This window comes from Streptomyces sp. NPDC091371 (assembly GCF_040684275.1).
Classification (GTDB): Bacteria; Actinomycetota; Actinomycetes; order Streptomycetales; family Streptomycetaceae; genus Streptomyces.
In genome coordinates, this window is record NZ_JBFBFP010000006.1 from 187983 (window position 1) to 214941 (window position 26959).

General features: G+C 74.5%; 27 protein-coding genes. 13 read left to right on the forward strand and 14 right to left on the reverse strand.

Annotated elements, in window-relative coordinates; genetic code table 11:
- Positions 1 to 27: 27 nt before the first annotated feature.
- The 4 genes from AB0O21_RS10320 to AB0O21_RS10335 are packed head-to-tail and all read left to right on the forward strand — an operon-like array spanning position 28 to position 2430.
- Positions 28 to 702, forward strand: a complete 675-nt coding sequence (locus AB0O21_RS10320) for an AIM24 family protein (protein ID WP_365168694.1) — start codon at positions 28 to 30, stop codon at positions 700 to 702.
- Positions 699 to 1556 carry an ATP-binding cassette domain-containing protein gene (locus AB0O21_RS10325; protein ID WP_365168869.1) on the forward strand — a complete coding sequence of 286 codons (858 nt, stop codon included), beginning with the start codon at positions 699 to 701 and terminating at the stop codon, positions 1554 to 1556. Before AB0O21_RS10320 ends, AB0O21_RS10325 begins: the two co-directional genes overlap by 4 nt.
- Entirely contained in the window at positions 1553 to 2203 is a 651-nt protein-coding gene (locus tag AB0O21_RS10330) for an ABC transporter (protein ID WP_365168696.1), read from the forward strand. Before AB0O21_RS10325 ends, AB0O21_RS10330 begins: the two co-directional genes overlap by 4 nt.
- Positions 2204 to 2229: 26 nt before the next feature.
- Positions 2230 to 2430: a hypothetical protein gene (locus tag AB0O21_RS10335; protein WP_365168699.1), complete on the forward strand. Its 201-nt coding sequence runs from the start codon at positions 2230 to 2232 to the stop codon at positions 2428 to 2430.
- Positions 2431 to 2447: 17 nt separating this feature from the next.
- Here the strand turns inward: AB0O21_RS10335 and AB0O21_RS10340 are convergent, their stop codons facing one another.
- From AB0O21_RS10340 to zapE, 5 genes are all read right to left on the reverse strand, one after another.
- A complete protein-coding gene (locus AB0O21_RS10340) occupies positions 2448 to 3350 on the reverse strand; it encodes a polysaccharide deacetylase family protein (protein ID WP_365168701.1) in 903 nt (300 codons plus the stop codon).
- A 17-nt stretch (positions 3351 to 3367) separates the two neighbouring features.
- Positions 3368 to 4237, reverse strand: a complete 870-nt coding sequence (locus AB0O21_RS10345; protein ID WP_365168871.1) for a PPK2 family polyphosphate kinase — start codon at positions 4235 to 4237, stop codon at positions 3368 to 3370.
- 1107 nt (positions 4238 to 5344) lie between these two features.
- Positions 5345 to 6694: an alkaline phosphatase PhoX gene (locus AB0O21_RS10350; RefSeq protein ID WP_365168703.1), complete on the reverse strand. Its 1350-nt coding sequence runs from the start codon at positions 6692 to 6694 to the stop codon at positions 5345 to 5347.
- 180 nt (positions 6695 to 6874) lie between these two features.
- Positions 6875 to 7303, reverse strand: a complete 429-nt coding sequence (locus AB0O21_RS10355) for an OsmC family protein (protein WP_365168705.1) — start codon at positions 7301 to 7303, stop codon at positions 6875 to 6877.
- A 61-nt stretch (positions 7304 to 7364) separates the two neighbouring features.
- On the reverse strand, positions 7365 to 8468 hold the full coding sequence (zapE, locus tag AB0O21_RS10360) for a cell division protein ZapE (protein WP_365168707.1): 1104 nt from the start codon (positions 8466 to 8468) through the stop codon (positions 7365 to 7367).
- Between the two features lie 36 nt (positions 8469 to 8504).
- Between zapE and AB0O21_RS10365 the strand changes: the two genes are divergently transcribed.
- The 4 genes from AB0O21_RS10365 to msrB all read left to right on the forward strand — a co-directional run bounded on the left by AB0O21_RS10365 (position 8505) and on the right by msrB (position 11788).
- Positions 8505 to 9287, forward strand: a complete 783-nt coding sequence (locus AB0O21_RS10365; RefSeq protein WP_365168710.1) for a pyrimidine reductase family protein — start codon at positions 8505 to 8507, stop codon at positions 9285 to 9287.
- Between the two features lie 149 nt (positions 9288 to 9436).
- A complete protein-coding gene (locus AB0O21_RS10370) occupies positions 9437 to 9904 on the forward strand; it encodes an indole-3-glycerol phosphate synthase (protein WP_365168712.1) in 468 nt (155 codons plus the stop codon).
- 69 nt (positions 9905 to 9973) lie between these two features.
- Positions 9974 to 11368, forward strand: a complete 1395-nt coding sequence (gene murC, locus AB0O21_RS10375) for a UDP-N-acetylmuramate--L-alanine ligase (protein ID WP_365168715.1) — start codon at positions 9974 to 9976, stop codon at positions 11366 to 11368.
- 15 nt (positions 11369 to 11383) lie between these two features.
- Positions 11384 to 11788 (forward strand): peptide-methionine (R)-S-oxide reductase MsrB, encoded by a 405-nt coding sequence (gene msrB / locus AB0O21_RS10380; RefSeq protein ID WP_365168717.1) that lies wholly within the window; start codon positions 11384 to 11386, stop codon positions 11786 to 11788.
- 47 nt (positions 11789 to 11835) lie between these two features.
- On the opposite strand, the gene AB0O21_RS10385 is transcribed toward msrB, so the two are convergent.
- The 4 genes from AB0O21_RS10385 to AB0O21_RS10400 form a co-directional block, all read right to left on the reverse strand.
- Positions 11836 to 13119, reverse strand: a complete 1284-nt coding sequence (locus AB0O21_RS10385; protein ID WP_365168719.1) for an MFS transporter — start codon at positions 13117 to 13119, stop codon at positions 11836 to 11838.
- Positions 13120 to 13122: 3 nt separating this feature from the next.
- Complete coding sequence (locus AB0O21_RS10390) at positions 13123 to 13638, reverse strand: DUF5825 family protein (protein WP_365168721.1); 516 nt, start codon at positions 13636 to 13638, stop codon at positions 13123 to 13125.
- A complete protein-coding gene (locus tag AB0O21_RS10395; protein WP_365168723.1) occupies positions 13635 to 15500 on the reverse strand; it encodes a RiPP maturation radical SAM C-methyltransferase in 1866 nt (621 codons plus the stop codon). The genes AB0O21_RS10390 and AB0O21_RS10395 overlap by 4 nt, the downstream gene beginning before the upstream one ends.
- Positions 15501 to 15591: 91 nt before the next feature.
- Entirely contained in the window at positions 15592 to 15714 is a 123-nt protein-coding gene (locus AB0O21_RS10400; RefSeq protein WP_365168726.1) for a hypothetical protein, read from the reverse strand.
- A 142-nt stretch (positions 15715 to 15856) separates the two neighbouring features.
- On the opposite strand from AB0O21_RS10400, the gene AB0O21_RS10405 reads away from it, so the two are divergent.
- The 5 genes from AB0O21_RS10405 to AB0O21_RS10425 all read left to right on the forward strand — a co-directional run bounded on the left by AB0O21_RS10405 (position 15857) and on the right by AB0O21_RS10425 (position 21683).
- Entirely contained in the window at positions 15857 to 17656 is a 1800-nt protein-coding gene (locus AB0O21_RS10405) for a TerD family protein (protein WP_365168728.1), read from the forward strand.
- A gap of 332 nt (positions 17657 to 17988) precedes the next feature.
- Positions 17989 to 20310: a nitrate- and nitrite sensing domain-containing protein gene (locus AB0O21_RS10410; protein ID WP_365168730.1), complete on the forward strand. Its 2322-nt coding sequence runs from the start codon at positions 17989 to 17991 to the stop codon at positions 20308 to 20310.
- Positions 20307 to 20714 (forward strand): roadblock/LC7 domain-containing protein, encoded by a 408-nt coding sequence (locus tag AB0O21_RS10415; RefSeq protein WP_365168733.1) that lies wholly within the window; start codon positions 20307 to 20309, stop codon positions 20712 to 20714. The genes AB0O21_RS10410 and AB0O21_RS10415 overlap by 4 nt, the downstream gene beginning before the upstream one ends.
- A complete protein-coding gene (locus tag AB0O21_RS10420; RefSeq protein WP_365168735.1) occupies positions 20714 to 21082 on the forward strand; it encodes a DUF742 domain-containing protein in 369 nt (122 codons plus the stop codon). The genes AB0O21_RS10415 and AB0O21_RS10420 overlap by 1 nt, the downstream gene beginning before the upstream one ends.
- Complete coding sequence (locus AB0O21_RS10425; protein ID WP_365168737.1) at positions 21069 to 21683, forward strand: ATP/GTP-binding protein; 615 nt, start codon at positions 21069 to 21071, stop codon at positions 21681 to 21683. The genes AB0O21_RS10420 and AB0O21_RS10425 overlap by 14 nt, the downstream gene beginning before the upstream one ends.
- On the opposite strand, the gene AB0O21_RS10430 is transcribed toward AB0O21_RS10425, so the two are convergent.
- Genes AB0O21_RS10430 through AB0O21_RS10450 form a run of 5 tightly spaced genes read right to left on the reverse strand, consistent with a single transcriptional unit; the run spans position 21673 to position 26942 of the window.
- On the reverse strand, positions 21673 to 22578 hold the full coding sequence (locus tag AB0O21_RS10430) for an NAD(P)-dependent oxidoreductase (protein ID WP_365168740.1): 906 nt from the start codon (positions 22576 to 22578) through the stop codon (positions 21673 to 21675). The genes AB0O21_RS10425 and AB0O21_RS10430 overlap by 11 nt on opposite strands.
- On the reverse strand, positions 22575 to 23699 hold the full coding sequence (locus AB0O21_RS10435; protein ID WP_365168742.1) for a cytochrome P450: 1125 nt from the start codon (positions 23697 to 23699) through the stop codon (positions 22575 to 22577). The genes AB0O21_RS10430 and AB0O21_RS10435 overlap by 4 nt, the downstream gene beginning before the upstream one ends.
- Positions 23696 to 25180 (reverse strand): class I adenylate-forming enzyme family protein, encoded by a 1485-nt coding sequence (locus tag AB0O21_RS10440; RefSeq protein ID WP_365168744.1) that lies wholly within the window; start codon positions 25178 to 25180, stop codon positions 23696 to 23698. The genes AB0O21_RS10435 and AB0O21_RS10440 overlap by 4 nt, the downstream gene beginning before the upstream one ends.
- Entirely contained in the window at positions 25180 to 25923 is a 744-nt protein-coding gene (locus AB0O21_RS10445; RefSeq protein WP_365168747.1) for a glycosyltransferase family 2 protein, read from the reverse strand. Before AB0O21_RS10445 ends, AB0O21_RS10440 begins: the two co-directional genes overlap by 1 nt.
- A complete protein-coding gene (locus AB0O21_RS10450) occupies positions 25920 to 26942 on the reverse strand; it encodes a ketoacyl-ACP synthase III (RefSeq protein ID WP_365168749.1) in 1023 nt (340 codons plus the stop codon). The genes AB0O21_RS10445 and AB0O21_RS10450 overlap by 4 nt, the downstream gene beginning before the upstream one ends.
- Positions 26943 to 26959: the final 17 nt, after the last annotated feature.

Here is a 26959-nt window from a genome sequence, read left to right on the forward strand (position 1 = left end):
GGGCCGGGCCGGGCGAGGATCAGGGCCATGAAGAGTGACCTTTTCGCCGCCGAGCACCTGGCCCAGCCGGCCGCCGCCCCCGGCATGGCCCTGCAGAACGCGAAGTCGGTGAAGTACACCGTCAACGGTGAAATGCTGGCCCGGCAGGGCTCGATGGTCGCCTTCCGCGGCAACCTCCAGTTCGAACGCAAGGGGCAGGGCATAGGCGGCATGCTCAAGCGCGCCGTCACGGGCGAGGGCCTGGCGCTGATGTCCGTACGGGGCCAGGGCGAGGCCTGGTTCGCGCACCGGGCCGGCAACTGCTTCGTCATCGACTTCGAGCCCGGCGACGCCCTGACCATCAACGGCCGCAACGTGCTCTGCTTCGACCAGACCCTCTCCTACGAGATCAAGATGGTGAAGGGCGCCGGCATGACCGGCGGCGGCCTCTTCAACAGCCTCTTCACCGGCACCGGCAAGCTCGCCGTGGTCTGCGACGGCCACCCGGTCATCATCCCGGTCACCGCCCAGGCCCCGGTGTACGTGGACACGGACGCGGTGGTCGGCTGGAGCGCCCGGCTCGAGACCGGGCTGCACCGCTCCCAGTCGGTCGGCTCGATGATCCGCGGCGGCTCCGGCGAGGCCGTCCAGCTGAAGCTGAGCGGCGAGGGCTTCGTCATCGTCCGCCCGAGCGAACTCACCGAAACGGCGGCCGCACACTGAACCTCACCGCCGTGGGCCGCCGCTACGGACCCCGCCGGCCCTGGGTGCTGCGCGGGGTCGGCCTGGAGCTGCCGCCCGGCGCCCTCGTCAGGGTCGAAGGAGGCAACGGCGGAGGCAAGTCCACCCTGCTGCGGCTCGTCGCCGGGATCGACGCCCCGACCGAGGGCCGCATCAGCGGCCGCCCGCGCCGCACCGCCTACGTGCCCGAGCGCTTCCCCGCCGCCCTGCCGCTCGCCGCCGGGTCCTACCTGACCCACCTGGGCCGGGTGCACGGGCTGCCGCGCGCCGAGGCGGCCCGGCGGACGGGGGAGTGGCTGGAGCGGTTCGGGGCCGCCGGGCACGCCCGCACCCCGATGGCCGAACTGTCCAAGGGGACCAGCCAGAAGGTGGCCGTCGCCCAGGCGCTGCTCGCCGAGCCGGGACTGCTCGTCCTCGACGAGGCCTGGACCGGCCTCGACGCCCCGGCGCGGACCGAGCTGGACCGCGCCGTCGCCGAACGCACCGCCGCCGGAGCCACCGTGGTGTTCGTCGACCACGACCCGCGGCGGCTCGCGGGCACGGCCGACGCGCACTACCGGGTCGAAGGCGGGGCCCTGACAGCGGTGTCCGTGGCCGTCGGCCCCCGTGTAAGGATCCACGCGGCCGGAGCCCCCGGCCAAGAGCTCCCCTCCGGCCTGAACGGCACACCCGGACCCGACGGCGGAGTCCTCCTCACCGTGGAGGCCGCCCGCTCCGACGAGGTCCTGCGCACCCTGCTCACCGCCCGGCCGCCCTGGCACATCCGCGCCGTGGAGGAACTCCCGGAGCAATTCCGGGAAGGACGCCGGGAAGGACGCCGGGAGGGACTCCGGTGACCGCTCTGCTCCGCTACCAGGGCGCGCTGCTGCTGCGCTCCCAGCGGTGGATCGCCCCGCTCGTCGTGTACGCCGCGTTCGTGGCCGCCGGGATCCGGCCGGGCGATCCGGTGCTGGACTCCCTCGGCTTCGCCGCCGCCGGTCTGGTCCCGCAGACCGCCTGGCTGGTGCGGATCTGCGTCACCAACGAGCCCGACGCCGCCCGCGACTGCACGGCCGCCGCGGCCGGCCCCGTACGGGTCCACGCCGCGGCCCTGCTCGTCGCCCTCACGGGAGCGCTGCTCGCCGGAACGGCGGGCGGCGCCGTGGCGCTGCTGCTCGGCGACCCGGCGCAACTCGACCCCGCCCGGGTCGCCCTCGCCGGGGGGCTCGCGGTGGCGGCCTGCGCGCTGACCGGCGCGGCCGTGGGGGCCCTGTGCAGCCGGCCGCTGGTGCGGCGGCGCGGCTACGCGGTGCTCGCCGGGGGCCTCGGCTCGCTGCTGGCCTGGGTGCTCGTGGGCTCCCCGGCCCGCGGGGCGGTGTCCGCGCTGGTCGGCGCCGCGCGCTCGGGCGGCGTACCGCTCCCGCTGCCTGCCCTGGCGGGCGGGCTGCTGCTGGCGGCCGGCGCGGGCGCGCTGGCCTGCCTCGTCGCCGCGCGGCGGGGCTGAAGCCGAGACCGAGGAGGCTCCTGCGCATGGACCAGACCGATGGAACCGAGCCCTACTGCCCCGCCCCGGCGGCCCCGGCCGGACGGAGCGGGGACATGCCGGGGCCGCCGTACGCCGACTGCCTGGAGTGCGGCAAGCCCACCGAGTACGGGGTCGCGACACCGGGCGTGGTGCGGTGCCCGGTGTGCGAATGGCAGGAGGCGCAGCGCACCGCCTGCTCCGGCTGAGCGGCTCCGGCCGAGGCCTAATTCCCGATCAGCTCGGAGACCTTCACGAAGCGGTAGCCGCGCTTGCGCAGCTCCGGGACGATCTTCTGGATGGCCTCCTCGGTCACGGGGGCGGCGCTGCGCGTGCAGTGCATGACCACCACCGAGCCCGGCTTCACTCCGGCGAGCACCTGCTCGGCCACCGCGCCGGGGTCCTTCGCGAAGGCGTCCCCGCTGACCACGTCCCACTGGACGGCCGTGACCTTGGCGGTGGACAGGGCCCGCAGCGCGGCGTCGTCGTAGCAGCCGCCGGGGAAGCGGAAGTACGGGACGGTGTTGATCGCGCCCGCCTTGCGGAAGGCGTCGAAGGCCCGGTCCACGTCGGCCCGGGCGGCGGCGCCGTCGAGCGCGGGCAGCCCGTAGCAGGGGGACTTGAAGGCGTGGTGGCTGTAGGAGTGGTTCGCGATCTCGAAGTTCGGGTCGGTGCCGATGGACTTCGTCTGGTCCGGGTACTCCTCGGCCCAGCGGCCCGTCATGAAGATCGTCGAGGGCACCTTGAGGGAGCGGAGCGTCGAGATCAGCTGCGGGTTGTCGAAGTGCTCCCCGGCTTCGGCGCGCGGCCCCTGGTCGGAGGTCATGTCGGCGTCGAAGGTCAGCGCGACGGTCTTCTCGCTCTGCTGCCTCGCCCGCTCGAAGACCGGGGTCAGGCCGTTCGGGCCGGGCGCCATGGTGGGGGCCTTGCCGGGGGCGCCGGCCTGGGGGGAAGCGGGGGCGGAGGGGTCCGCGGCGGCAGGGGTGGGCGCCGAAGGCGCCGCGGACGCCGCGGGGCTGCCCAGCCGGGCCTCGGGGCCGGCCCCCGTGGTGCCGGCGCCGCCCCCGCACGCCGTGAGGCACGTACCGAGGACGGCTGCGGCCGCCGCTTTGCGCACAGAAATGGTCACGCAGGCAAAATATATGACTATGTGGCGAGTAGCTGTCTGCGGCACTCCTCCACGTCGAAGTCACCCCTCGGGTACTGCGGATCGATGGCCTCCAGATGCTCCAGCAGCAGCTTGCTGATCGCCCAGTTGCGGTACCACTTGCGGTCCGCAGGCACGATGAACCAGGGCGCGGCCTCGCCGGCGCAGCGCTCCAGCGCCAGCTCGTACGCCGTCCGGTACGCGGGCCACGCGCCGCGCTCCTCGATGTCGCCGGCGTTGAACTTCCAGTGCTTGTCCGGGTTGTCGAGCCGCTCCAGGAGCCGTTTGCGCTGCTCCTCGTAGCTGATGTGGAGGAAGACCTTCACGATGGTCACGCCGTCGGCGGCGAGGGACTCCTCGAACCGGTTGATCTGGGCGTAGCGGCGGCCGAGCTGACTGCGCGGCACCAGTTCGCGGACGCGGGCGATGAGGACGTCCTCGTAGTGCGAACGGTCGAAGATGCCGATCTCGCCCGGCTGGGGGAGGGCCTTCCTGACACGCCAGAGGAAGGGGTGGCCCAGTTCCCCGGGGGTGGGTGCCTTGAAGGCCTGGATGCGGCAGCCGGAGGGGTTGAACAGGCCGATGACGTGCTTGACGGTGCCGCCCTTGCCGCTGGTGTCCATGCCCTGCAGGACGAGCAGCAGGCGCCGCCGGTCACCGGCGGTGCTGGCGGCGTAGAGCCGCTCCTGGAGCGCGGCGAGCCGCCCGCCCAACTCGGCGGTGGCCGCCAGCCCGGCCGCCTTGTCGGCGGGCCCGACGGGGATGGCGCGGGGATCGATCCCACCCAGATCGACCCCCTCCCCGAGCGGCACCCGCAACACCTCCCGCACCCCGCCACCCTCCGCCCGAGCGCCACCCGCGCCCCCCACCCGCCCCTCACCGACGGCCTCCGGCCGGGTGGCCCCTCCAGGCTTGCCCCCCACCCGGGCCTTGCCCTTGGCCTCCGGCCGGGCAGCGCGCCCAGTCTCGGCCTGCGGCCGGGTCTTGCCCTTGGCCTGCGGCCCGGCTGCGTCCTCGGGCTTGGCCCCCGCCCGGGCCTTGCCCTTGGCGTGCGGCTGGTCCTGACCCCTGCCCTCGGCCTGCGGCCGGGTGTTGCCGTCGGCCTGGGGCCGGGTCTTGCCCTTGGCCTGCGGCCCGGCTGTGTCCTCGGGCTTGGTCCCCGCCCGGGCCTTGCCCTTGACGTGCGGCTGGTCCTGACCCCCACCCTCGGCCTGCGGCCGGGTGTTGCCGTCGGCCTGGGGCCGGGTCTTGCCCTTGGCCTGCGGCCCGGCTGCGTCCTCGGGCTTGGTCCCCGCCCGGGCCTTGCCCTTGACGTGCGGCTGGTCCTGACCCCCACCCTCGGCCTGCGGCCGGGCTTTGCCCTTGGCCTCTGGCCCGGCTGTGTCCTCGGGCTTGGTCCCCGCCCGGGCCTTGTCCTTGGCCTGCGGCCGGTCCCGACCCCCACCCTCGGCCTCCGGCCGGGCCTTGCCCTTGGCCTCCGGCCGGGTAGCACCCCCAGGCTTGCCCTTGGCCTCTGGACGGGCGGCGCCTCCAGCCTTGGCCTGCGGCCGGGGCTTGGCCTTCGCCCCGGTGGCGTCCCCGTCCTTGGATCGGTCTGCCTTGCTCGTGGGCTCCGCTCCGGTGTGGTCCCCGCTCTTGGCCATCCGTCGGGACTTGGCCTCCGGCCGGGACTCGGCCTCCGGCAGGGACTCGGCCTCCGGCAGGGACTCGGCCTCCGGCAGGGACTCGGCCTCCGGCAGGAACTCGGCCTTCGGCCGGGACTTGGCCTCCGGCCCGGACTTGGCCTCTGGCCGGGACTTGGCCACCCGCCGGGACTCGGCCTCCGGCAGGGACTCGGCCTCCGGACCGGCGCCCGCTTCCCGCTTGCCCGCCGCAGGCGTGCCCCGCTCCTTCTGCTTCCTCTGCTTGGCCACCGCCGCCACCCCAATCCCGTCGATTCCGTACGATCTTGCAGCAAATCGAACGGAACCGCGAGGTCAGTGCTGCCAGGGCCCCGTCACCGCGAACGTCGTCCCCGGGGCGTACGCGTTGACGTACATCGTCCGGCCGTCAGGGGAGAACGTGACCCCGGCGAACTCCCCGAACTCCGCCGCGCCCGGCCGCCCGAGGTCGTCCGCGTTGCGGGCCATCGGGTAGACCTCGCCGCTCGTCGTCACGCCGAAGACGTACTGCTCCCCGCCGCCGTCCTCGCACACCATCAGGCCGCCGTCCGGGGCCAGGCAGATGTTGTCCGGGGAGTCCCCGGGCAGTCCGGCATCCGCGGCCGGACCGAAGCGGACGGCCAGCCGGAGCCTGCCCCGCAGCGGGTCGAGGAACCACACCTGGCCGTGGTGGTCGGCCGCCGAACCCTCGCCGCGGCGGGCGAAGCTGGAGACGAAGTGGACGCCCCCGTCGCCCCAGTAGCAGCCCTCCAGCTTCTGCGCGTGGGTGATCCCGCCCGGCCCGAAGTCCTGGTGGCGGATCGGGGTCCCGGCCGCCGACGGGTCCGGTACCGGCGCCCACCGCGCCGGGAACTCCGCCCCGACCTCGTCCACCACCGACAGGTCCGCCAGCCCCGGCACGCGCAGCGCCTCCAGCCGGCCGCCCGCCCGCAGCGAGCCGAGCCCCCCGAGCGGCCGCTCCGGCAGGAAGCGGTAGAACAGCCCGAACGGCTCGACGAAGGCGTCCTCGGTCTCGTAGACGACGCCCCGGTACGGGTCCACGGCGACGGCCTCGTGCGCGAAGCGGCCCATCGCGGTGAGCGGGACGGCGCCCGAGCGGTGCGGATCGGCTGGGTCCACCTCGAAGACGTAGCCGTGGTCCCGGGTGTACCCGGAGTCGCCCGCCCGCTCCTCGGTCTCCTCGCAGCTCAGCCACGTGTTCCAGGGGGTGCGCCCGCCCGCGCAGTTGACGGCGGTGCCGGCCAGGGCGACCCGCTCGGACGTGACCCGCCCGTCCGGCCCGAGTTCCAGGGCCGTGCAGCCGCCGAGCGCCTGGGGGTCGTACGTCAGCCCCCGGGCGGCGGGCACCCGCAGCGCGGCGGTGGCCCGGTTCTCGTGGTTGCGCACCAGCCGTACGCGCCCGCCCCCGGCCCCGAAGGCGGCCATGCCGTCGCAGTTGGCGGGCACGGCGCCCTCGCCGGAGCGCAGCGGATCGCCCGCGCGCGAGAGCACCCGGTACGAGAAGCCGGCCGGGAGGTCGAGCAGTCCGCGCGGGTCGGGCAGCAGCGGCCCGTACCCCCGCCTCGCGGCGCGGGCGGAACCGGGGGCGCCGGCGAACAGGGCTCCGAGCGCCCCGCCGAAGGCGATCCCGCCGGCGGCGAGCAGGCTGCGTCGGGTGACGGACATCGGCAACTCCCGGCGATGGCACGTGACATGTGACCGGGTCGTCGTACCACGCTCCCCGCCGACCGGGCCGCCGCCGCGAGGCACCGGGCCGCCGGGTCACCCGCCCGGTGGCGGGCATGAGCGTCCGCCGCCGGAGCGCGGGCCGGCCCCTGCGGCGGACGGGAGGTGCGGGGGAGCGCGTCAGACGAGCTTGGCGCTCAGGGTGATCGTGGTACCGGTCAGCGCCTGGCTGACCGGGCAGTTCTTCTTGGCGTCCTCGGCCGCGGCGACGAACGCGTCGTTGTCGATGCCCGGCACCTCGCCCTCCGTGGTGAGGTGGATGCCGGTGATGCCCTGGCCCGGTACGAAGGTGACGGCGGCCGAAGTGGTCAGCTTGGCCGGCGGGTTGCCCGCCTTCGCCAGGACGTTCGAGAAGGCCATGTTGAAGCAGCTGGAGTGCGCGGCGGCGATGAGCTCCTCCGGGCTGGTCCGCCCGTTGGCCGCCTCGTCGGTGCGCGCGGGCCAGGAGACCGGGTACTCGCCGAGGCCCGACGAGTCGAGGGTGACGACGCCCTTGCCCGTGAGCAGGTCGCCTTCCCAGACGGCGTGGGCGTTGCGTGTGGCGGCCATGGTGGATCCCTTCGTAGAAGTGGGAACGGCCGGGCCCCCGGAAGAGCCCGGCGTCCCAAACCTACTGGGAGACCAGGGGCTTCGCGTCGCGTGCCAGCGCGGTGAGCCGCGATATGGCGCGGAAGTACTTCTTGCGGTAGCCGCCGTTCAGCATCTCTTCACTGAACAGCCGGTCGAAGGGGACCCCCGAGGCGAGCACGGGTATCTCACGGTCGTACAGGCGGTCGGCCAGGACCACCAGCCGCAGCGCCGTCGACTGGTCCGGCACCGCGCCCACGTCGGTCAGGCAGACCGCGGAGATGCCGTCGGTCAGCGCGCCGTAGCGGCTCGGGTGGACCCTGGCGAGGTGCTCCAGGAGGTGGGGGAAGTCGTCGAGGCTCGCGCCCGGGGTCGCGTACGCGGCCTTGGCGACCTGCTCGTCGGAGAACGGGGCCGGGGCCTCCGGCAGGCCGCGGTGGCGGTAGTCCTGTCCGTCGATGCGCAGCGGGCGGAAGTGCGCCGACAGGCCCTGGATCTCCCGCAGGAAGTCGACGGCGGCGAAGCGGCCCTCGCCGAGCTTGCCGGGCAGGGTGTTGGAGGTCGCTGCCAGGGCCACGCCCTGCTCGACGAGGCGGCTGAGCAGCGAGGACACCAGGACCGTGTCGCCCGGGTCGTCCAGTTCGAATTCGTCGATGCAGAGGAGGCGGTGCCCGCCCAGGGTCTGCACGGTCTGCTGGAAGCCGAGCGCGCCCACCAGGTTGGTCAGCTCCACGAAGGTGCCGAAGGCCTTGAGCGCGGGCTCGGCCGGGGTGGCGTGCCACAGGGAGGCCAGCAGGTGGGTCTTGCCGACGCCGTAGCCGCCGTCGAGGTAGACCCCGCGCGGGGCCGCGGTGGCGGTGGGCTTTCTGGAGAACCAGCGCTTCTTCGCGGCTCCGCTCGCGTGCGCCCCGCCGAGCCCGGCGGCGAAGCCGCTGAGGACGGTGACGGCCTCGGCCTGGCTCGGCTGCGTCGGGTCCGGGTTGTACGTGTCGAAGCGCACCGAGTCGAAACGCGGCGGCGGGACCATCTCGGCCACCAGCCGTTCGGCGGGCACGCGCGGCTCGCGGGCGCACAGTGCCTGCGGGCCTGCGTCGGCTATCGGGGGCCGGCCGGAGGCTGAACCGGGGGCGGAGAGTGATGTCGGCACAGCCCTTAACTCTACGGGGCGTGTCAGACTGCACCGATGCGACGCCTGTTCCCTGTGACCGATCAGACACCCGCCTCCCCGGAGGCCATGGCCGACCGGGAGTGGTCCCTGGACGAGCTCGCGGAGGCCTACGCCTACCCCGCGCTCGACCCCGGAGCCCACTGGCTGCGGGCGAACATGGTCTCCAGCCTGGACGGCGCGGCCCAGCACGAGGGCCGCTCGCAGCCCATCTCCGGCGAGACCGACATGCGGATCTTCGGCACCCTGCGGGCCCTGGCCGATGTGGTGGTCGTCGGAGCGGAAACGGTTCGCCAGGAGGGCTACCGCCCGGCCCGGGCCCGGGAGGCCTTCGCGGCCCGCCGCGCGGCCGCCGGCCAGGGCCCCGCCCCGGCCATCGCGGTGGTTACGGCGAGCATGGACCTGGACTTCACGCTGCCCCTGTTCACCTCCCCCCTGGTGCCCACCCTGGTGGTCACCGGAGCCGCCGCGCCCGCCGAGCGGGTGGCGGCGGCCGTCAAGGCCGGGGCCGAGGTCGTGGTGGCCGGCGACGGCGCGGGCGTGGACGCGGGCCGCGTCGTACGGGAGCTGGCCGCGCGGGGCCTGCGCCGCCAGCTCACCGAGGGCGGACCCCGGCTGCTGGGCCAGTTCGTGGCGGCGGGAGCGCTGGACGAGCTGTGCCTGACGATCTCCCCGGTGCTCACCGCGGGTGATGCGCAGCGGATCGCCGGGGGGCCTTCCGTCACGGTTCCGCACCGGCTCGCGCCCGCCTCCGTACTGGAAGAGGCCGGGTTCCTCTTCACGCGTTACCGTCGGATCTGACAAAGGCGGAATTTCTCGTTCCGCTTGGCTTTCCGCAGGGCACATACCTGGGCACATATATCTGCGCATGGTCCCGCGCGAGAGCGGGGCAGGATGGTTTCCGCAGGGGGCCGGCCAGCCGGCCTCGGCCCATGAAGGAGAGGGCGTCCGTGTTCACGAGCGTATTGATGATCGAGCAGCCCCTGACCCCGGTGGACGTGGACTTCGTCACCACCCTGCACGGAGACGACTCGGTTTCCTTCGTCGTCCTCATGCAACCCCGCGGTGACCAGGACCGGCTGCTGCGGGCCATCGACGACGTAGCGCTCGGTGAGCTCCCCGAGGCCATCCGCGAGGGCGACGAACCCGAGGGCGCGGCTGCCGTGGGCCCCGCCGAGGCGGCACTCGAACACTCCATGGAGGCCCTGCGCAAGAAGGGCGCCAACGTCATCGGACAGATCATCGAGCACCATCCGCTCGACAAGCTGAAGTCCGTCGTGGAGGAGACCGGCGCCGACGAGGTGATCGTCCTGACCGCCCCGCACTTCGTGGAGGAGTTCTTCCACCGGGACTGGGCCTCCCGGGCCCGGCACAAGGTCGGCGTTCCGGTGCTCAAGCTCTTCGCCCACAACGAATAGGCTGGGGGCGACAGAGCCCGACAGCGCAACACCCCGCACCGCACCGCACTCGATCCTGGAGCGACCTGAATGAAGCCCGGCCTGCCGACCGCGATGGAACGGCCCCACTTCATCGGCATCGGCGGCGCCGGCATGTCCGGCATCGCGAAGATCCTCGCCCAGCGCGGCGCGCGGGTGGCCGGCAGCGACTCCCGAGACTCCGAGACCGCCCAGGCGCTGCGCGCCCACGGCGCCACGGTCCACATCGGGCACGCCGCCGGCCACCTCGACCCCGACTCCACCTGCGTGGTCGTCTCCAGCGCCATCCGCGCCGACAACCCGGAGCTGGCCCGCGCCGCCGACCTCGGCATCCCCGTCGTGCACCGCTCGGACGCCCTCGCCGCCCTGATGGACGGCCTGCGGCCGATCGCGGTCGCTGGCACGCACGGCAAGACCACCACCACCTCGATGCTGGCGGTGTCCCTCTCGGCCCTGGGCCTGGACCCCTCGTACGCCATCGGCGGCGACCTGGACGCCCCCGGCTCCAACGCCCACCACGGCGAGGGCGACATCTTCGTCGCCGAGGCGGACGAGAGCGACCGCAGCTTCCACAAGTACACCCCGCAGGTCGCGATCATCCTCAACGCGGAGCTCGACCACCACGCGAACTACGCGTCGATGGACGAGATCTACGAGTCCTTCGAGACCTTCGTCGGCAAGGTCGTGCCCGGCGGCACCCTGGTCGTCGCCCACGGGCAGGAGGGCGCCGCCGAGATCGCCCGCCGCGTCGCGGGCCGCGAGGGGCTGAACGTCGTCACGTACGGCGAGGAGCCCGAGGCCGACGTCCGCATCACCAAGATCACCCCGCGCGGTCTGGCCAGCGAGGTCACCGTCGTCCTCGACGGCCGGATGCTCACCTTCACCGTCTCCGTGCCGGGCCGCCACTACGCGCACAACGCCGTGGCCGCCCTCGCCGCCGGTGTCGCCCTCGGCATCCCGGCGCACAACCTGGCCTCGGCGCTCGGCAAGTACACCGGGGTCAAGCGCCGTCTCCAGCTCAAGGGCGAGGCGGCCGGCGTGCAGGTCATCGACTCGTACGCGCACCACCCGACCGAGATGACCGCCGACCTGGAGGCCATCCGCGGCGCCGCCGGGGACTCCCGGATCCTGGTCGTCTTCCAGCCCCACCTCTTCTCCCGCACCCAGGAGCTGGGCAAGGAGATGGGCCAGTCCCTCTCCCTGGCCGACGCCTCCGTGGTCCTGGACATCTACCCGGCCCGCGAGGACCCGGTCCCGGGCGTCACCAGCGAGATCATCATCGCCGCCGCCCGCGCCGCCGGAGCCGACGTCACCGCCGAGCACTCCAAGGAAGCCGTCGCCGACGTCATCGCGGGAATGGCCAAGCCCGGCGATCTCGTTCTCACGATGGGCGCGGGCGACGTCACGGATCTGGGACCGCAGATCCTCGCCCGCCTGTCGAGCTGAGGGAGCGGGAACGTCATGTCGTACGAGGTCCAGAAGACGGACGAGCAGTGGCAGGCCGAGCTGACCCCGTCCGAGTACCAGGTGCTCCGCCTCGCGGGCACCGAGCCGGCCTTCCGCGGTGAGTACACCGACACCAAGACGGAGGGCGTCTACTCCTGTCGCGGCTGCGGCGCCGAGCTGTTCCGTTCCTCGGAGAAGTTCGAGTCGCACTGCGGCTGGCCGTCCTTCTTCGACCCGAAGGACACCGAGGCGGTCGAGCTGCTCGCCGACACCTCGCACGGCATGGTCCGCACCGAGGTCCGCTGCGCGAAGTGCGGCTCGCACCTCGGGCACGTCTTCGAGGGCGAGGGCTACCCGACCCCCACGGACCAGCGGTACTGCATCAACAGCATCTCCCTGCGGCTGAACCCGGCCGAGTGATCCGGCTCGGGGGCGTCCCTGCGACTGACGCCCCCGGCCGTCTCACCTCAGGAAGGCCTGCGGGGCGGGTCGGTGTGGTGGGGGAGCCAGAAGGAGGCGGCGGCCAGGAGGGCTGCTGTTGCCGCGCCCGTCAGGACCGGGACGGTGCCCAGTCGGGATGCCAGGGCGCCCGCGGACAGGGCGCCGACCGGGACGGTGGTCAGGAGTGCCGCCTGGGCGAAGCCGGCGACGCGGCCCTGGAGGTGTTGTGGGGCGATCAGTTGCTGGGTGGTCGTCATGGAGATCGCCCACACCGTCGCCGTGATGCCGAAGAGCAGTTGGTACGCGAGCAGCGCCGGGAAGGCGAGCCCCAGCGAGGCCGCCGGGACGAGGAAGATCGCGAGGGCTGCCACCACCGCGCAGATCCGTGTCGCGCGGTACAGCTCGACGGACGTCGCGAACCGGCCCGCCAGGAGGACCCCGGCGACGGTGGCGACGCTGAAGGCCGTGTAGATCAGGCCCAACTGCCATGCGGGGAGGACCAGTTCCCGGCTGGCGTATACGACGAAGAGCGCGTCCGCGGCCCCGCTGCCGAGGTTGAACCCGGCGCCCGCGAGGACCTGTCGGCGCAGCACCGGTTCCGCCCGGACCACCGCGAGCCCCTCGCGGAGCGCGGCGAGCCGCGGGGCCCGGCGTACGGCCTGCTCGGCCGGTCCGTTCAGCGACGCGGGCAGGGCGAACAGCAGCAGGGCCTCGACGGCGTAGGCGGCGGTTCCCGCCAGCAGGGCGGGGGCCGCCCCGACGAGACCGACGAGGACGCCGCCCAGGGCGGGGCCGCCGATCTGGCCCGCCGTACGGGCGCCGGTCAGCGCCGAGTTGCCGGCCAGGAGCTGCTCGGGCCGGATCACCCGGGGCAGCGCCGCCTGCAGCGCCACCGAGAGCGTCCAGGTCAGCGCGCCCGAGAGGGCGGCCACCGCGTACAGGTGCGGCAGACCGAGGCGCCCGAGGCCCCCGGCGAGCGGCACCGAACCGACGACCGCCACCTGGAGCGAGGTGAGCGTGACGGCCAGGGTGCGCAGCCGGGCCCGGTCGGCGAGCACACCGGCGAAGGGGCTGAGGACGGCGCCGGGGAGGTAGGTCAGGGCCAGCAGCGCCGAGGCCCCCAAGGGGCCCGCGTCCAGCCGGGTCACGGCCAGCAGCGTCAGCGCCAGCGCGGTGATCTGCCGCCCGATGGAGCTGGCCGCCTGTTCGCCGCAGAGCAGCAGGAACGGGCGGTGCCGGCGCAGCGCACCCCACGGCTTGCCGCCGCCGTCGGCGGCCGCCCGCGAGGGCCGGGTCGATGACGAGGCCACGGGTCAGATGCTCGTGCAGGGGATGGGCCACCGGCGCAGGCGCGGCGGCAGGGCCACCGCCCACCCCTCAGTGACCAGGACGAGGCGTTCGTCCGCGAGTACGGACACGGCCTCGCGGCGCGCCGCGTCGAGGGTGTCGAGGGCCGTGGCGTCCTGGAGGGCGAGGAACGCCGTAAGCAGTGCGGGCTGGTCGATGGTGAACCGGGCCGAGGCCGAGGGGTCCCTGCGGTCCATGACCGTCACGAAGTCCGGCCCGCGACGGTGGTAGAGCAGGCCGTACGCGTACCGGGACCGCCACACGGCCGCCCCGTCGGAGCCGCCGGCCCCAGGGAGGGGAGCCGGGGGCGGCAGGTGGTGCAGCAGTCCGGTGTCGAAGGGCGGGGCGTCGGTGTCCGGGGCCCAGAGCGCCGGGAGCGCCCGGCTCTGGCAGTCGCGCAGGAAGCGCACCGCGTCCGCCGCGGCGCGGCCGCCCGCGCCCAGCGGCAGCGGCTCGTCGACCACGACCTGCGCGCCGGTCATACGGCCACCGCCGCGGCGTCGGTGGTGCCGGTGCGGACCGGGGTGTTCCGCAGGGGCAGCGACACGTACGACCGGCCGTCGAAGAACAGCAGCCCCAGGGACAGGGCCTCGTCGAGCCACTGCATGAGCCGGGCCGAGGTGAGCGGATGCCCCTCCTCGGTGAGGAGCCGGTGCAGGGCGGGCCCCGAGCGGCCGTGCTCCAGGTGGTGGAACGCGGCGGCCTTCCAGCCGTTCAGCCGGTGCCTCCGGGCCGGCCAGCCGCGGCGCCGGTCGTGCACCAGCAGGTCGCCGTCCGCGCCGGATTCCATCAGCAGCGTCGAACCGGCGTGCCCGGCCCGCCAGTCCGCGACGGCCTGTACGAGCCGTTCCTCGGCCGTGCCTCCGATTCCGCGGGGCGGGGTGTCGAAGAGGTAGACCAGATCGGCCAGTTCCGCCTCGGGGAGGTCGTACACGTGGCCGTACATGGCGGCCGGGGTCCGCTCGGCGAAACCGAGGGCGGGATTGGCGAAGTGCGGGCTGAACCGCTCGAGTTGGATGCGGAACGCGCCGCCCGGTGGCTGTAGGTGGACGAGCGCGGGGAACTGGTCGACGACCGCGTTGTAGTCGTCCGCTGTCTCGCCCGGGAAGCCGTACAGGTAGTTCCACGTGCACGTGAGCGACAGGTCGGCGCACTCCCGGAGCGTGCGGACGTTGCGGGAGCCGGTGACGCCCTTGTCCATCAGGCCGAGGACGCGGTTGTCGAGGCTCTCGATCCCCGGCTGGATGTGCACGGCGCCCGAGCGGGCCAGGAGCGCCAGCTGGTCCGCGGTGAGGTTGGACTTGACCTCGTAGTGCATCAGGAGGTCCCAGCCGCTGTCGGCGGCGAGCGGCAGGAAGTCCGTGAAGTACGCCATGTCGATGATGTTGTCGACCGTGACGACGTCGAGGATCCGGTGTCGGCGGACCAACCGGTCGACTTCGGCCCACAGCTGCTCGCCGGGCTTGGCGCGGAACGCCATCGCCGAGCCGTTGAGACCGCAGAACGTGCAATGGTGCTTCTCGCCCCACCAGCAGCCGCGCGCGCCTTCCACGACGAGCTTCGGCCGGACGTACTCGGCCACCGGCGAGGCGTCGAGCTCCGCCTGCCAGACGTCGTAGTCGGGCGAGGCGATGTCCCGCGGCGCCACCGTACGGCGCGACTCCTCGTTCGCCCGCGAGGTCCCGCCGTCCCACCAGCACAGGCCCGGCACGTCGACGGGCGGGGTGCCGGCGTCGAGATGGGCCAGCAGGGCGGGGAACGCGTACTCCCCCTCCCCGCGCACCACGTGGTCGACGAAGGGATGGTTGCGGTGCAGGGCATGGCCCATCGGGCCGTCGCAGTTGCTGCCGCCGAACACCACGGTGAGGCCGGGACGGCGGCGCTTGAGCTCGGCGGCGAGCGCGAGCGAGGACACGTTCTGCATGAAGGTGCTGGTGAACCCGACGACGTCCGGGTCCGCTCCGAGGATCTCCGAAGCGCTGAGGGCGACGAACTCCGCCGCGTGGACCCGCATGGCGTGCGCCTTGTCCACCGGGATCCCGCGGCTCGCCGCGTACGCGCCGAGCCGTGCGACGCCCCAGTCGGGGTCCGCGTAGAGCACGCCCGAGAAGACCCAGTCGCCGAGCCCGTCGAAGATCGAGTCGCTGCCTACCTCGGCGTGGTCGGCCGGGCGCAGCAGGCCGTCGGTCCGCTCCAGCAGGAACTCCGCCCAGCGCAGCGAACCGTGGAACTCGCGGACCTCGTCGGCGGGCCGCGTGCGGGTCAGCAGGGCGTGCAGCAGGCCGATCTGGAGCGAGGGAAGGTCGATCGGCTGCCAGGGCATGGTCACCAGGTGAACGCGCATGCGGTGCTCCTCCCCGCCGGGCCGACGGGTCGGCACGGGGTGTCGGCGCCCGGCGTCCGCGGTGCCGCGCCGGGCGCCGACTCCCGCCCGGTCAGGACGACGGTCGCTTGTCGATGGTGAGCCGGTCGCGCTTCCTGCCCTCGTCGCGGACGGCCACCTTCTTGATCTCTGGCTTGGCCCGGGTGTCGTCCTCTGGTGCCTCAGTGCTCTCCATGGTTCCTCCCGTCCCTCAAGTCCGCCGACCCTAAAGGCCGTTACTCGCGGTACGCAAGGGATGATTCCGGCCTGCTCACGCGCCTTGTCCCGCGGGCCCGGGAGGCCGAAGATCATTGCGTGATCGATTCAGGGGAGAGTTCATGATCAAGGGGGAGAACGCCTTCGTCCCGACCGTGCCGCTGCGGGTCGCCGTGCGGAACGGGCTGGACGTGGCGGCGCTGCTGCTGACGGAGCAGGGCAGGGTCCGGGGGGACGGGGACATCGTGTTCCACGGCGCGCCGGTCCATCCGTCGGGCGCCGTGCGGCTGCTCGGGGACGAGAACGGCACGACGTGGCTGGAGGTCGCCCTCACGGCGATCGAGGGGGAGATCGTCCGCGTCCTCGTCGTGGGGTCGACGGAGAACGGCGCGATGCGGGACGTACGCGGGTTGTGCGTGGAGTCGTTCGCGCCGGACGGCACGTCGGTCGCACGGTACGACGTGACCGATGCCGGAGCGGAGACCGCGATGGTGCTCGCGGAGCTGTACCGGCGGGCGGGGGGCTGGAAGTTCCGCGCGGTGGGCCAGGGGTACGTCAACGGCCTCGTCGGCCTGGTGACGGACCACGGCGTGGACGTGGCGGACACGGCTCCCGCGCAGGTGCCCGCGCCCGCGCCCGTGCCCGTGCCGGTGCCCACGTCGGCGCCTGTGCCCACTCCGGCGCCCGTGCCCGCGCCAGTGTCGGCGCCGGTGCCCGCGTCGGTGCGGGTCCCGGCCCCGGTGCCGTTCCAGGTCCCCGCCCAGGTCCCGGCTCCGGTCCAGGTCCAGGCTCAGGGCCAGGCCCAGGTCCCGTTCCAGGCTCAGGGTCCGGCCCAGGTCCCGTTCCAGGGCCAGGCTCCGGCACCGGTCCAGGTTCCGGCGCCGGCTCAGGCCCAGGTCCCGTTCCAGGTTCCTCCTCCGGCTCCCGTCCAGGCCCAGGTGCCGGTCCAGCCCCAGGCTCCGGCTCCGGCTCAGGTCCCGGTCCAGCCCCAGGTCCAGGCTCCGGCTCCCGCCCAGGTCCCGTTCCAGGTTCCGGCTCCGGGTCCGTTCCAGGCGCCGGTCCCGGCCGCCGCCCCGGCCCCGTTCCAGGCCCCCGCCCCGGTCCCGGCGCCGTTCCAACTCCCGGCCCAGGCCCCGGCCCCGTTCCAGGCCCCCGTCCCCGCCCCGGTCCCGGCCCCGGCGCCGTTCCAACTCCCCGCCCCGGCCCCGGCCCCGGTGCCCGCGGCGGCGGCTTCGCAGGTGGTCGCGCCGGAGTGGTTGTACGGGCCCGTCTTCGAGCCGTACGTGCAGACCGGCCGGGACAACGACGTGATCACGGTGAACGGGCTGCCGCCCGGGCCGGTCGTCGTCGAACTCGCCATCCGCGGCGACGGGTACACGGGCCTGTGCCCCCTCACCCGGTTCAACAAGGAGGGCGAGCACCTCATCAACAGCTGCGAGGAGAACTTCCAGGGCCGGGTGCTCACCCACGTCCCCCCGGGCGGCCGGCTGCGGCTGAAGCTGGAGGCGGAAGGCCCCTGGCAGCTCCGGGTGCTGCCGCTGGCCGCGGCGACGCGCCTGACGGAGGATCAGCTGGAGGGCGGCGGCCCCGACGTCCTGCTGCACACCGGCGGAGCGGCGGACCTCTCCCTCCATTACCGCGGCGACGACAACCTCATCGTCTACCTCTACGAACTGGCGGGGCACGACGACCCCACCGAGCTTCCGAGGGGCGAGAACGCCGTCAACGAGATCGGCAAGCGACGGGAGACCGTGCCGCTGCCCGAGGGCCCGGTCATCGTGCAGCTGGAGGCGGCGGACGGACCCTGGCGGGCCCGTCTGACGGAGGTGCAGCCGCACAGCGGGCCGTCGGACGGCGGCGGGGTGGCGAAGGTGACCGACATTCGCCAGGGCCGCAGACGGTCCTGGTGGGGCGCGTCCTGAGCAGCTGACGGGCCCCCGCCTCGCGAGGCGGGGGCCCGTCTTTCCGATCCCGGCGGGTCCGCCTTGGTGTCGGAGGCGTCGCGGTTGGGTTCCGATCCGGTCTCCCATCTGCAATACTCCGCCGCCAATAGCACGCTTTGGTCGCGGAAGACACCTATCTGTTTCCTCGGAATGGCTGGTTATGATCGGCACCTTCACGTCCCGCCGCAGCCGGACTGGTGGCGCCCGGTCCGGCCGCCAGGCTGCCTCCGCCGCCCCGTTCCCGAGGTCTGATGTCTCCCATAGAACCCGAAGGCGTACGAGGGCAGTCGACGGCCCGACGGCGGCGCCGGGTGCGTCTGCGCACCCTGCTCATCTGGCTGGCGGTGGTCCCCACCGTGGCGATGGGCGCCCAAGTGGCGGTGACCGCTGAACGGTTGCTGGAGCAGTCCCGGCACCTGCGCGAGGACGTCGCGGCCGCCGAGCGGATCGGCGCACCGCTGTACACGCTCATGGTCGACATGCAGGCCGAGCGGACGGTGACGGCCGCCATGTGGGCCGGCACCGCCGGGGCCGAGGAGGAGCTGGGGAACCGGCGCGAGGCCACCGACCGGGCCGCGGCCGATTTCCGCCGGCTGGCGACCGGTACGAACTCCTCCTTCGAGGAAGTGAACCGGAGGCTCGACGGCCTGGCCGCGTTCCGCCAGCGCGCGGACGCCCACACCGGGGGCGCGGACAGCACGCTCGGCTACTACACCGGGGTGATCGGCGCGGTCATCCAGGCCTACCAGCGCGAGTTCAGCCACGCGGACGACGCCGAACTCGTCCAGGAGAGCCGGCCCGTGGTGTCCATGCTGTCCGCCACCGAGATGGTGGCGCGCGAGGACACCCTGATGGCCCTGTCCGGGCCGTCCAGGGAGCTGAGTGCCGCCGGCTTCGACCAGTTCATCAGCGCCGTGGGAGCCCACCGGTACCTCTACGAGACGTGGATCGTGCCGTACCTGCCCGAGGGCGACCGGCGGTTCTACGAGCGGATCGTCGCCTCCCCCGACTGGCAGGCCAAGGTCCGCATCGAGAACGCGGTCATCTCGAAGCACACCGACGTCCCCTCCGGCATCAAGCTGCCCGCCGAGGTCGGCGGCTGGCGGTCCGCGCACTCGAACTTCTCCACACAGATGGCCACGCTCAACATCGACCGGGCGCGCAAGGTGCTCACGCGCAGCGAGGCCAAGGCCGCGGAGCTGGAGACCGAGGTCGCCTGGCTGATCGGCGGAAGCGGCGCCGGGCTGCTGGCCGTCGTGGTCCTCGTCGTGTTCACCACCCGCTCGGTGCTGCGCCGACTGCACGACCTGCACGAACGCACGGTGACCGTGGCCGAGCAGACCCTCCCCGACGTCGTCGCCCGGCTCCAGCGCGGTCAGTCCGTCGACGCCGGTATCCTGCCGGCGGTACGCGGGGACGGCGACGAGGTCGGACGCATCAGCGACGCCTTCGCGCGGGTCGTCGCCGTATCCGTCGACGGGCACCGGCAGCTCGCGGACGAGCGCCACGGGTTCGGACTGTTCGCCACCGGCATCGCCTCGCGCACCGGAAACCTGGTCAGCCGCCAGCTGAGCCTCACCGAGGACCTCCAGGACACCTTCGGCCACGACGAGGCGCTGCTCGCCCAGTTGATGCGGGCCGACCAGCTGACGGTCGGCATGCGGCGGCAGATCGAGAACCTCCTCATCCTGGCCGGCGGCGAGGTCCCCGACCCGCACACCGAGCCCATGCGCATCGCCGACCTGCTGCGCGAAGCGGCCGCGGAGGTCGAGGACTTCCGGCGCATCGAGCGGCAGGCCCTGGACGAGACCAGCGTGGAACCGCACGCGATCAGCCAGATCAGCCACCTGCTCGCGGAGCTGCTGGACAACGCCACCCGGTTCTCCCCGCCGCGCTCCAAGGTGGTCATCCGCGCCGAAATGGTCGCGGACGGGCTGTCGGTCGAGATCGAGGACCGCGGCCCGCGGGTGTCCGCAGAGCGGTACGAGGAGATGAACGGGCGCCTGCACCAGGCCCCGCCGTACTCCGTCCTGGCGCAGAACGCGCACCGGCTCGGGCTCTTCGTGGTCGGTCACCTCGCCGACCAGCTCGGGGCGGCCGTCACCCTGCGCCGCTCGGTGTACGGGGGGACCTCCGCCGTGGTGATCCTCCCCGGGGAGCTGCTGGTGGCGACCGGAGCGGAAGTACCGCGCGAGCCGAGGCCGAAGGCCGTCCCCGCGGCCGCGCCCGTGCCCGCGGCCGTGCCCATGCCCGAGCCCGTGCCCGCGCCCGAGCCCGTGCCCACGGCCGTGCCCGAGCCGCTCCCGCTTCCGCTCACGGCCGCCGGGCTGCCGAGCCGCCGTACGAAGCTGCCCGCGCGCGTGCCCGCGTCCGCGGCCGAGCCGGCGACGCCGCCCGCGCCCGAGCAGCCGCCCGCGCCCGAGCAGGCGCCCGCGCCCGGTCCCGCGGCCCGGCCGGTCCTGCCCGAGCGCGTCCCGCAGACGCACATTGCCCAGCAGCTGCGCGCGCCCCGAGCCCCGGAAACATCCGTCCGGCAGGACACCGCGACACCCGAGGAGGTGGCGGACGCGTGGGCTGACTACGAACACGGGACCCAGACAGTGGAAGAAGAACTCCGACGGGATCGGCCATGACTACTACTTCACCGAACGACGTGATCTACAGCGTCCTGGACAACAACCTGAGCAGGATCGCCGGCGTCCAGGGAGCGGTGCTCCTGTCCAACGACGGCATCAAGCTCAGCGCGTACCTGCTGGACGAGGACCAAGCCGACCGCATGGCTGCCGCCGCCTCCGGCATCGCGGCCACGATGAAGGCGATCTCCCGGGAGGTCGACGGCGGGCGCGTCATCCGCCAGCTCGTCGAGATGGACGACAGGTACCTGTGCATCGTCGGGTGCGGCGAGGGCAGCACGCTCATCGTCGTGACCTCCCGCAAGGCGCGCCTCGGGGAGCTCGGCGGCGAGGCCGTCCGGACCGCCCAGGCGCTCGGCGAGTGGCTGGGCACCCCCGAGCGCGGCCAGCTGCCGACCGCGTAATGCCGCAGGACGAGCCCCAGCCAGCGAGCCGCCGCCGGACGCGGCTGTACGCCCTGACCGACGGACGTACGGCCCTTCCCCACACCGTCCTCACCATGGACACCACCATCACGGCGGCGGTGGCGGACGACGCCCGTGCCGGTCTGCCCACGGAATGGCAGGAGATCCTCGCCATGTGCGCGGCACCGGGCGGCCGGGCGGTCGCCGAGATAGCGGCGCGGATGCACATCCGCCTCACCCCGATGACGCTGCTCCTCGGCGAACTCGCCGACCGCGGGCTGATCCACCACCGGTCGCCGCTGGCGGCAGCCGAGACCACCGACGTCCACCTGCTCATGAAAATCAGGGACAGCCTTGCCCGGATATGACACGCCCGGATACGACACGCCCGCCCCCCGGGAGTCGGCGCCGGTCAAGATCCTCATCGCCGGCGGGTTCGGAGTCGGAAAGACCACCCTGGTGGAGACGATCTCCGAGATCGAGCCGCTGCGCACGGAGGAACGGCTGACGGCAGCGGGTGTCGGCGTCGACGACCTCGACGGCATCGAGTCCAAGACGGTCACCACCGTGGCGATGGACTTCGGCCGGATCACCCTCACCGACGCCGGAGTCGTCCTCTACCTGTTCGGCACACCGGGCCAGGAGCGCTTCTGGTTCATGTGGGACGACCTGCTGGCCGGGGCGCTCGGCGCGATCGTGCTGGTCGACACGCGCCGCCTCGACCGCAGCTTCCCGGCCGTCGACTTCTTCGAGAGCCGCGGACTGCCGTTCGTGGTCGGCGCGAACTGCTTCCACGGCGAACAGCCCTACACCGCCGAGGAGATCGCGGCGGCCCTGCACCTGCGCGATCCGCGCACGCCCGTCCTCATGCTCGACGCACGGTCCCGTACGGACGTCCGCGCGTCCCTGCTCGCGCTCCTCGACCTGCTCATCGTCAAGGCGCAGGTCCCGGCGGCCGTCAGCGGCTGAGCCCGGCCGTGTAGTCGGCGAGGGTCCGGCGCGGGGTCCAGCCCTGTGCCCGGGCCCGGGCCAGGTCCAGCACCACCGGGTGCGCGAGCTGGTCCACCGCGTAGCGGCTCAGCGGAGGTTCGGCGACCGGCAGCGACTCCGCGATCCGGGCCGCCGTACGGGCCAAGGGCAGCGCCAGGTGCCGGATCCGGGCCCGCACCCCGTGGGCCCGCAGTACCTCCCGTACGGCCTCGTCGCGCTCGTACGGGAGTGCGTCCGCCACGTTGTACGCGCCCGGGGGCCAGCCGGCCGCCGCCGCGGCCAGGCAGGCGTCGGCGAGGTTCTCCACCGCCGTGAGGCTGAGCCGGACGTCCGGGCCCGGCAGCAGCAGGGTCCCGGCCCGGACCCGGGACAACAGCCGGGGCAGCAGCTGGGTGTCCCCGGGGCCGTAGACGGCGCGCGGCCGCAGCACCACCGCGCCCGCAGCCAGGGCGAGGGCCTCGCCCGCCGCCTTGGTGCGGCCGTAGGCGTTGAGGTGGCCGGCGCGCGGATGGTCCTCGCGGACCAGGGTCCGGTCCGTGCGCGGGTCGTAGACGCTGGCGCTGCTCACCCACACCACGGGCCGCCCGCCCGCCGCCCGCAGCAGCCGCTCCGTGCCGTCCACGTTGACCGCGTACATCGCCGCCTCGGCCCGGGAGCCGGGGGCCGGATCCCCGACCGCCGCCGCGCAGTGCACGACCACGTCCGTGCCCGTCAGGTCCGGGTCGCCCAGGGCGGCGTCCCAGAACCGGTGTTCCCCCAGCGGCCCCGGCCGGCGGCCCACGCACACCACCTCCGCCCCGCTCGCGGCGGCCGCCCGGGCCACGTGCCCGCCGCAGAAGCCGCTCGCGCCGGTCACCGCGATACGGATGCTCACGCGCCCGCCCTCACCGTCAGCGAGCGCCAGCCGGGCAGCGCGGCCCGCCGGTCCACCCGGGCCCGCGTCACCACGGGCCGGTACGGGGCCAGTTCCTCGAGTACGTCGGCCAGCTGGGCGCGCGCCAGCCGTGCGCCGGGGCAGGCGTGCGGCCCGGCCCCGAACACCAGCCGGTCGGTACCCGGCCCGGCCGGCCGGTGTGCGTCCGGGTCGCGCCGGTCCGCCTCGGCGGCGTGCCGGGCCACCAGCAGCAGCCGGTCGCCGCCCCGCACCGGGCAGCCGCCGACGGTCCCGCCCGCCGCGGCCACCCGAGGCAGCACCGGGGAGGCCGCGGTGACCCGAAGCAACTCGTCGGCGAGCACCGGCCGCAGCCGGGCATCGGCGGCGTCCCCCCACAACCCCGCGTCGGCACACCAGGCCACGGCCCGGGGCAGCGCGGCGACGGTGGTGTTCACGGCGGCCACGGCCAGCATGGCGCGCAACGCCGCATCCCCGGGGCGGGGGTCGGGGCCCGGAGCAGGGGCGGCGCCCAGCAGCATGCTCAGGTGCTCCGCCGTGCGGACCGCGGCCGACTTCGCGCCGGGCCTGGGCGGGCCCGGGAGGTGGCTGCGTACGGAGGCGGCGGCCGCTGCCGCGGCGGCCTCCGCCACGGTCCGGGGATCGGCCTGCGAGCCCAGCAGGGCGCACACCACCGACCCGGACAGCTCCCGCGCCAGCTCGACGAGGTCCACCTCGCCGCCCCGGGCCAGCGGCGCGAGGCGGCGTACGAGCAACGGCCGCCACACCGCGCGCAGTTCCTCCACCCCGGCCGCGCCGAGACCTGCCGCGAGCCCGCGCCGCCCGGCCCGGTGCGCCCCGCCTTCCTGGTCGAACAGCACACTGCCGGCGCCCGCGGCCCGCGCGGCGCCGCCCGTGGTCCCGGCCGCCGTACGGTCGAGCGGCAGGCGGGTCAGCGCCTCCCGGTAGGCGGCCGCGTCGTGCACGAGGAGGGTCCGGCCGAGCCGGCGCACGGGCCGCCCGCGCGTGGCGGCGAGCAGGGCGAAGAGGAACGGGTGGCTGCGCGTGTACACCCGGCGGTCGCGGCGCCGGGCCGACGCCTGGGACGGGCGGCCGGCGCTCATCGGGCGTCCACCCCCAGCCGCCGGGCCGCCAGCACGGACGCGGCGGCCCGGTCCGGTTTGCGCGAGCGGCCCGACAGCGGGATCCGGTCGAAGAGGAGCGCGTCCGGGCGGGCGGCGCCCATCCGCCGCACCGGCTCCGCGAGGGCCGCGCGCACGGCGGACTCGGGGGCGCCGCGACGCGGCTGGACCACCGCCACCAGGCGTTCGTCGCCGTCGCCCGCCGGGATCCCGACGAGCAGGGCCAGCTCCACCCCCGGCACGTGCAGGGCGGGTTCGTACAGGCCCGGGTAGATGTTCTCGGCCCGGCGCAGCACCATGTCCTTGCTCCTCCCTTCGAGGACGATCCGCCCCGCGCCGTCCAGCCGCGCCCGGTCGCCCGTACGCACCCACGCGTCGGGCTCCTCCCCGAGGTAGCGGTGCCGGGCCGCGGCCCCGCCGAGCAGCAGCTGGCCGTCCGCGTCGGTCTCGGCGCGCACTCCGGGCAGCGGCGCGCCGACCAGGTCGCCCGGCCCCTCGAAGGCGGACTTCTCCCGCGCCTCGACCGCCGCCGCCGGGAACAGCTCGGTCAGCGCGTACACCCCCCAGGCCTGGGCCGCGCCGGCCCCGCGCACGCGCTCCAGCAGCCCGGCGCCCGCCGGGGCCGAGCCCGTCCACACCCGGCCGTGGAAGCGGGCGCCCGCGTCCAGCGCGTCCCTCAGCTGGGGCGGGGTCAGATAGGTGTGCTGGGGGCGCAGCCGGTCCAGCTGCCGGGCCAGCACCCGGGGATCGCGGGCCGGGAGCGCGACGGGCGCGCCGCCCGTGAGGGCGGGTACGAGGACGAAGAACGTGCCGCCCAGCACCGGCACCTCGGGGCCCGCCTCGAAGAGGGAGGAGACCGCGGCCATCCCCGCGGCCAGGCTCGCCCGGGTGTGCACCACCGCCCGCGGCGCGGAGGTGGTTCCGGAGGTGAACACGATCACCGCGTCGGCGTCCCCGTCGGCGTCCCCGCGCACGGGCACGCCCGCCCGCGGCGCCCCCGCCTCCAGAGCGGGCGCGCACCCCGGCAGCCGGGGCCCCACCGTGGCCACCGGCCCCAGCGCGGCCAGCTCCGGCAGTGCCAGCCCCGCCCGGCGGGCCAGCGGCGCCGCCCAGCCCGCCACCGCCTGCGCGGCCGCGTCGGCGAGCACCAGCGAGGGCCGGGCCAGCGCGAGGCGGGCCCGCAGCACGTCGGGCCCCGCGCCGGGGTCGAGGACGGCGCCGCGCAGCCCGAGCCGCCACAGCGCGAGCAGCACGGCCAGCGCCCGGGGTCCGGGCCGCACCGCCACGCCGACGGTGTCCCCGGCGCGCAGGCCGCGGGCGTGCAGGGCGGCGGCGAACGCGTCGGACAGCTCGGCGAGTTCACCGCGGGTGGCGCGCACCCTCGGCGCGCCCGTACGGCCGGCGGTGAGCACGGCGGGCCGCTCGGGGCGGGTGCGCAGCGCGTGGTCGAGTCGGTCGAGCATCAGCGGGGGTCCGTTCCGTGGCGGCCGCTGCCCTGGTCGAGGTACCAGCGGGCGGTGCCCGCGATCCCGTAGGCCCGCAGGCGGCGCGTCGAGTTCTCCACGACCATCGCCCGGCAGTGCGAGATCCGGTCGGTGTGGCGGCGTACGGCGTTGAGGAAGAGCCGGTCGGTGGGCGAGGGCCGCCGGGGCATGCCGCCGACCGCCAGGTACAGCTCGGCGGTGATCGCCATGTTGTTCCCGGCGTGCATCCGGTAGGGCGCCCGGAAGCCCCGGCGGCGGGAGTGCTCCGGCCGCAGCCGCCCGAAGAGCGCCGCGAGGCGGACGAGCACCCCGAAACCGGCCCGGCCGAGCGGCCCGTGCTCGTCGCGCCGGGCCGTGATCCGCCCGCAGACCAGCCCCGGGCGGTCCGTGAGCGCGGCGCGCGCGGCGCCGGTCCAGCCGGGCCGGGGCAGGCAGTCGGCGTCCGTCCGGGCGAGCAGGGTCGCGCCCCGCCCGATCGCGTGCCGGAACCCGGTGTCCACGGCGGAGCCGACGCCCTTCTCCGGCTCCTCGATCACCTCCACCGGGAAGGGCGCGCCGGCCGCGAACTCCCGGGCGATGGCGCCGGTCCCGTCCGCCGAGGCGTTGTCGACGACCAGCAGGGTGAAGTCGCGGTCGCGCTGGGCGGCCAGCGCCCGCAGGGTGTCCGCGAGTCGGGCCTCCTCCTCGTGCGCGGGCACCACCACCCACATCGGCCCGTTCACGACTTCTCCCAGACCATCGTCATGATGCTGATGCCGCCGCCCAGCCCGACGAACAACACCCTTTCCCCAGGCGCCAGTTCGGCGAAGACCCGGTCCAGCTGGACGCCGATGCTCGCGCTCGCGACGTTGCCGAGCTCCGGCACGGTCACCACCAGCTTCCCGGCCGGCACCCCCGTCAGCTCCGCGAACCGCTCCAGGTACGGCACGGTCACCTGGTGCACGAGCACCTTGGCGAAGCCGTCCCAGTCCATCCCGGTCCGGTGCAGGGTCCGGTCGATGACGGCCGTGCCCACCTTCTCGAACACGCCCCGCAGTTCGTGCCCGTCGCCGCGGAAGTAGGTGTACTCGTCCCCGCGCGGGTGCCGCGACCCGCCGCCCGGGATGCCCCCGACCTCCCAGTGCTCCGAGTGGGTCTCGCAGTCCACGTCGAGGATCCCGCCCCGCTCCACGGCCTCCACGACCACGGCCGCCCCCGCGTCGCCGAAGGTGTAACCGGCGAAGGCGTCACGGAACTCGGCCAGGGATCCGGGATCCTTGCGCACCGCCCGGCTCGGGGTCTCCCCGGTCACCACCAGGGCCCGCCGGGCCCGTCCGGCCAGCACCATCGACCGGGCGAGGTCGATCCCGTTGACGAAGCTGTTGCACGCGTTGGTGACGTCGACGGCGTGCGCCCGCGAACCCAGCTCCGCCTGCACGATGTGCGCGGTGGCCGGTTCGACCAGGTCCCGGGAGGCGGAGGCGAAGACCAGCAGGTCCACGTCGAGCGGACCGAGCCCGGCCGAGGCCAGCGCCCGGCGGGCCGCGCCCACGGCGAGCGTGGAGGCGTACACGCCCTCGCCCGCGACTCGGCGCGAGACGATCCCGGTGGCCTGCGTGAGCAGCCTCGGCGGCAGGGTCAGGCCCGCCCGCAGCGCCACCTCCCGCTGGAGGTCGTCCGAGGACAGCGCCTCCTCGGGCAACAGACAGGCCACGGCGGTGATCCCGGCACGCGACGGCGAACCGGACTGCTGTATGAACATGCCCCCACGATGACAAC

What these genes read in the sequence shown, in the direction of transcription:
- AB0O21_RS10320 (WP_365168694.1), top strand. Translation starts at nt 28, where the DNA reads ATGAAGAGTGACCTTTTCGCCGCCGAGCACCTGGCCCAGCCGGCCGCC.
- AB0O21_RS10335 (WP_365168699.1), top strand. Translation starts at nt 2,230, where the DNA reads ATGGACCAGACCGATGGAACCGAGCCCTACTGCCCCGCCCCGGCGGCC.
- AB0O21_RS10350 (WP_365168703.1), bottom strand. Translation starts at nt 6,694, where the DNA reads ATGTCCGTCACCCGACGCAGCCTGCTCGCCGCCGGCGGGATCGCCTTC.
- AB0O21_RS10355 (WP_365168705.1), bottom strand. Translation starts at nt 7,303, where the DNA reads ATGGCCGCCACACGCAACGCCCACGCCGTCTGGGAAGGCGACCTGCTC.
- AB0O21_RS10365 (WP_365168710.1), top strand. Translation starts at nt 8,505, where the DNA reads ATGCGACGCCTGTTCCCTGTGACCGATCAGACACCCGCCTCCCCGGAG.
- murC (WP_365168715.1), top strand. Translation starts at nt 9,974, where the DNA reads ATGAAGCCCGGCCTGCCGACCGCGATGGAACGGCCCCACTTCATCGGC.
- msrB (WP_365168717.1), top strand. Translation starts at nt 11,384, where the DNA reads ATGTCGTACGAGGTCCAGAAGACGGACGAGCAGTGGCAGGCCGAGCTG.
- AB0O21_RS10390 (WP_365168721.1), bottom strand. Translation starts at nt 13,638, where the DNA reads ATGACCGGCGCGCAGGTCGTGGTCGACGAGCCGCTGCCGCTGGGCGCG.
- AB0O21_RS10395 (WP_365168723.1), bottom strand. Translation starts at nt 15,500, where the DNA reads ATGCGCGTTCACCTGGTGACCATGCCCTGGCAGCCGATCGACCTTCCC.
- AB0O21_RS10400 (WP_365168726.1), bottom strand. Translation starts at nt 15,714, where the DNA reads ATGGAGAGCACTGAGGCACCAGAGGACGACACCCGGGCCAAGCCAGAG.
- AB0O21_RS10405 (WP_365168728.1), top strand. Translation starts at nt 15,857, where the DNA reads ATGATCAAGGGGGAGAACGCCTTCGTCCCGACCGTGCCGCTGCGGGTC.
- AB0O21_RS10415 (WP_365168733.1), top strand. Translation starts at nt 20,307, where the DNA reads ATGACTACTACTTCACCGAACGACGTGATCTACAGCGTCCTGGACAAC.
- AB0O21_RS10420 (WP_365168735.1), top strand. Translation starts at nt 20,714, where the DNA reads ATGCCGCAGGACGAGCCCCAGCCAGCGAGCCGCCGCCGGACGCGGCTG.
- AB0O21_RS10435 (WP_365168742.1), bottom strand. Translation starts at nt 23,699, where the DNA reads ATGAGCGCCGGCCGCCCGTCCCAGGCGTCGGCCCGGCGCCGCGACCGC.
- AB0O21_RS10440 (WP_365168744.1), bottom strand. Translation starts at nt 25,180, where the DNA reads ATGCTCGACCGACTCGACCACGCGCTGCGCACCCGCCCCGAGCGGCCC.
- AB0O21_RS10450 (WP_365168749.1), bottom strand. Translation starts at nt 26,942, where the DNA reads ATGTTCATACAGCAGTCCGGTTCGCCGTCGCGTGCCGGGATCACCGCC.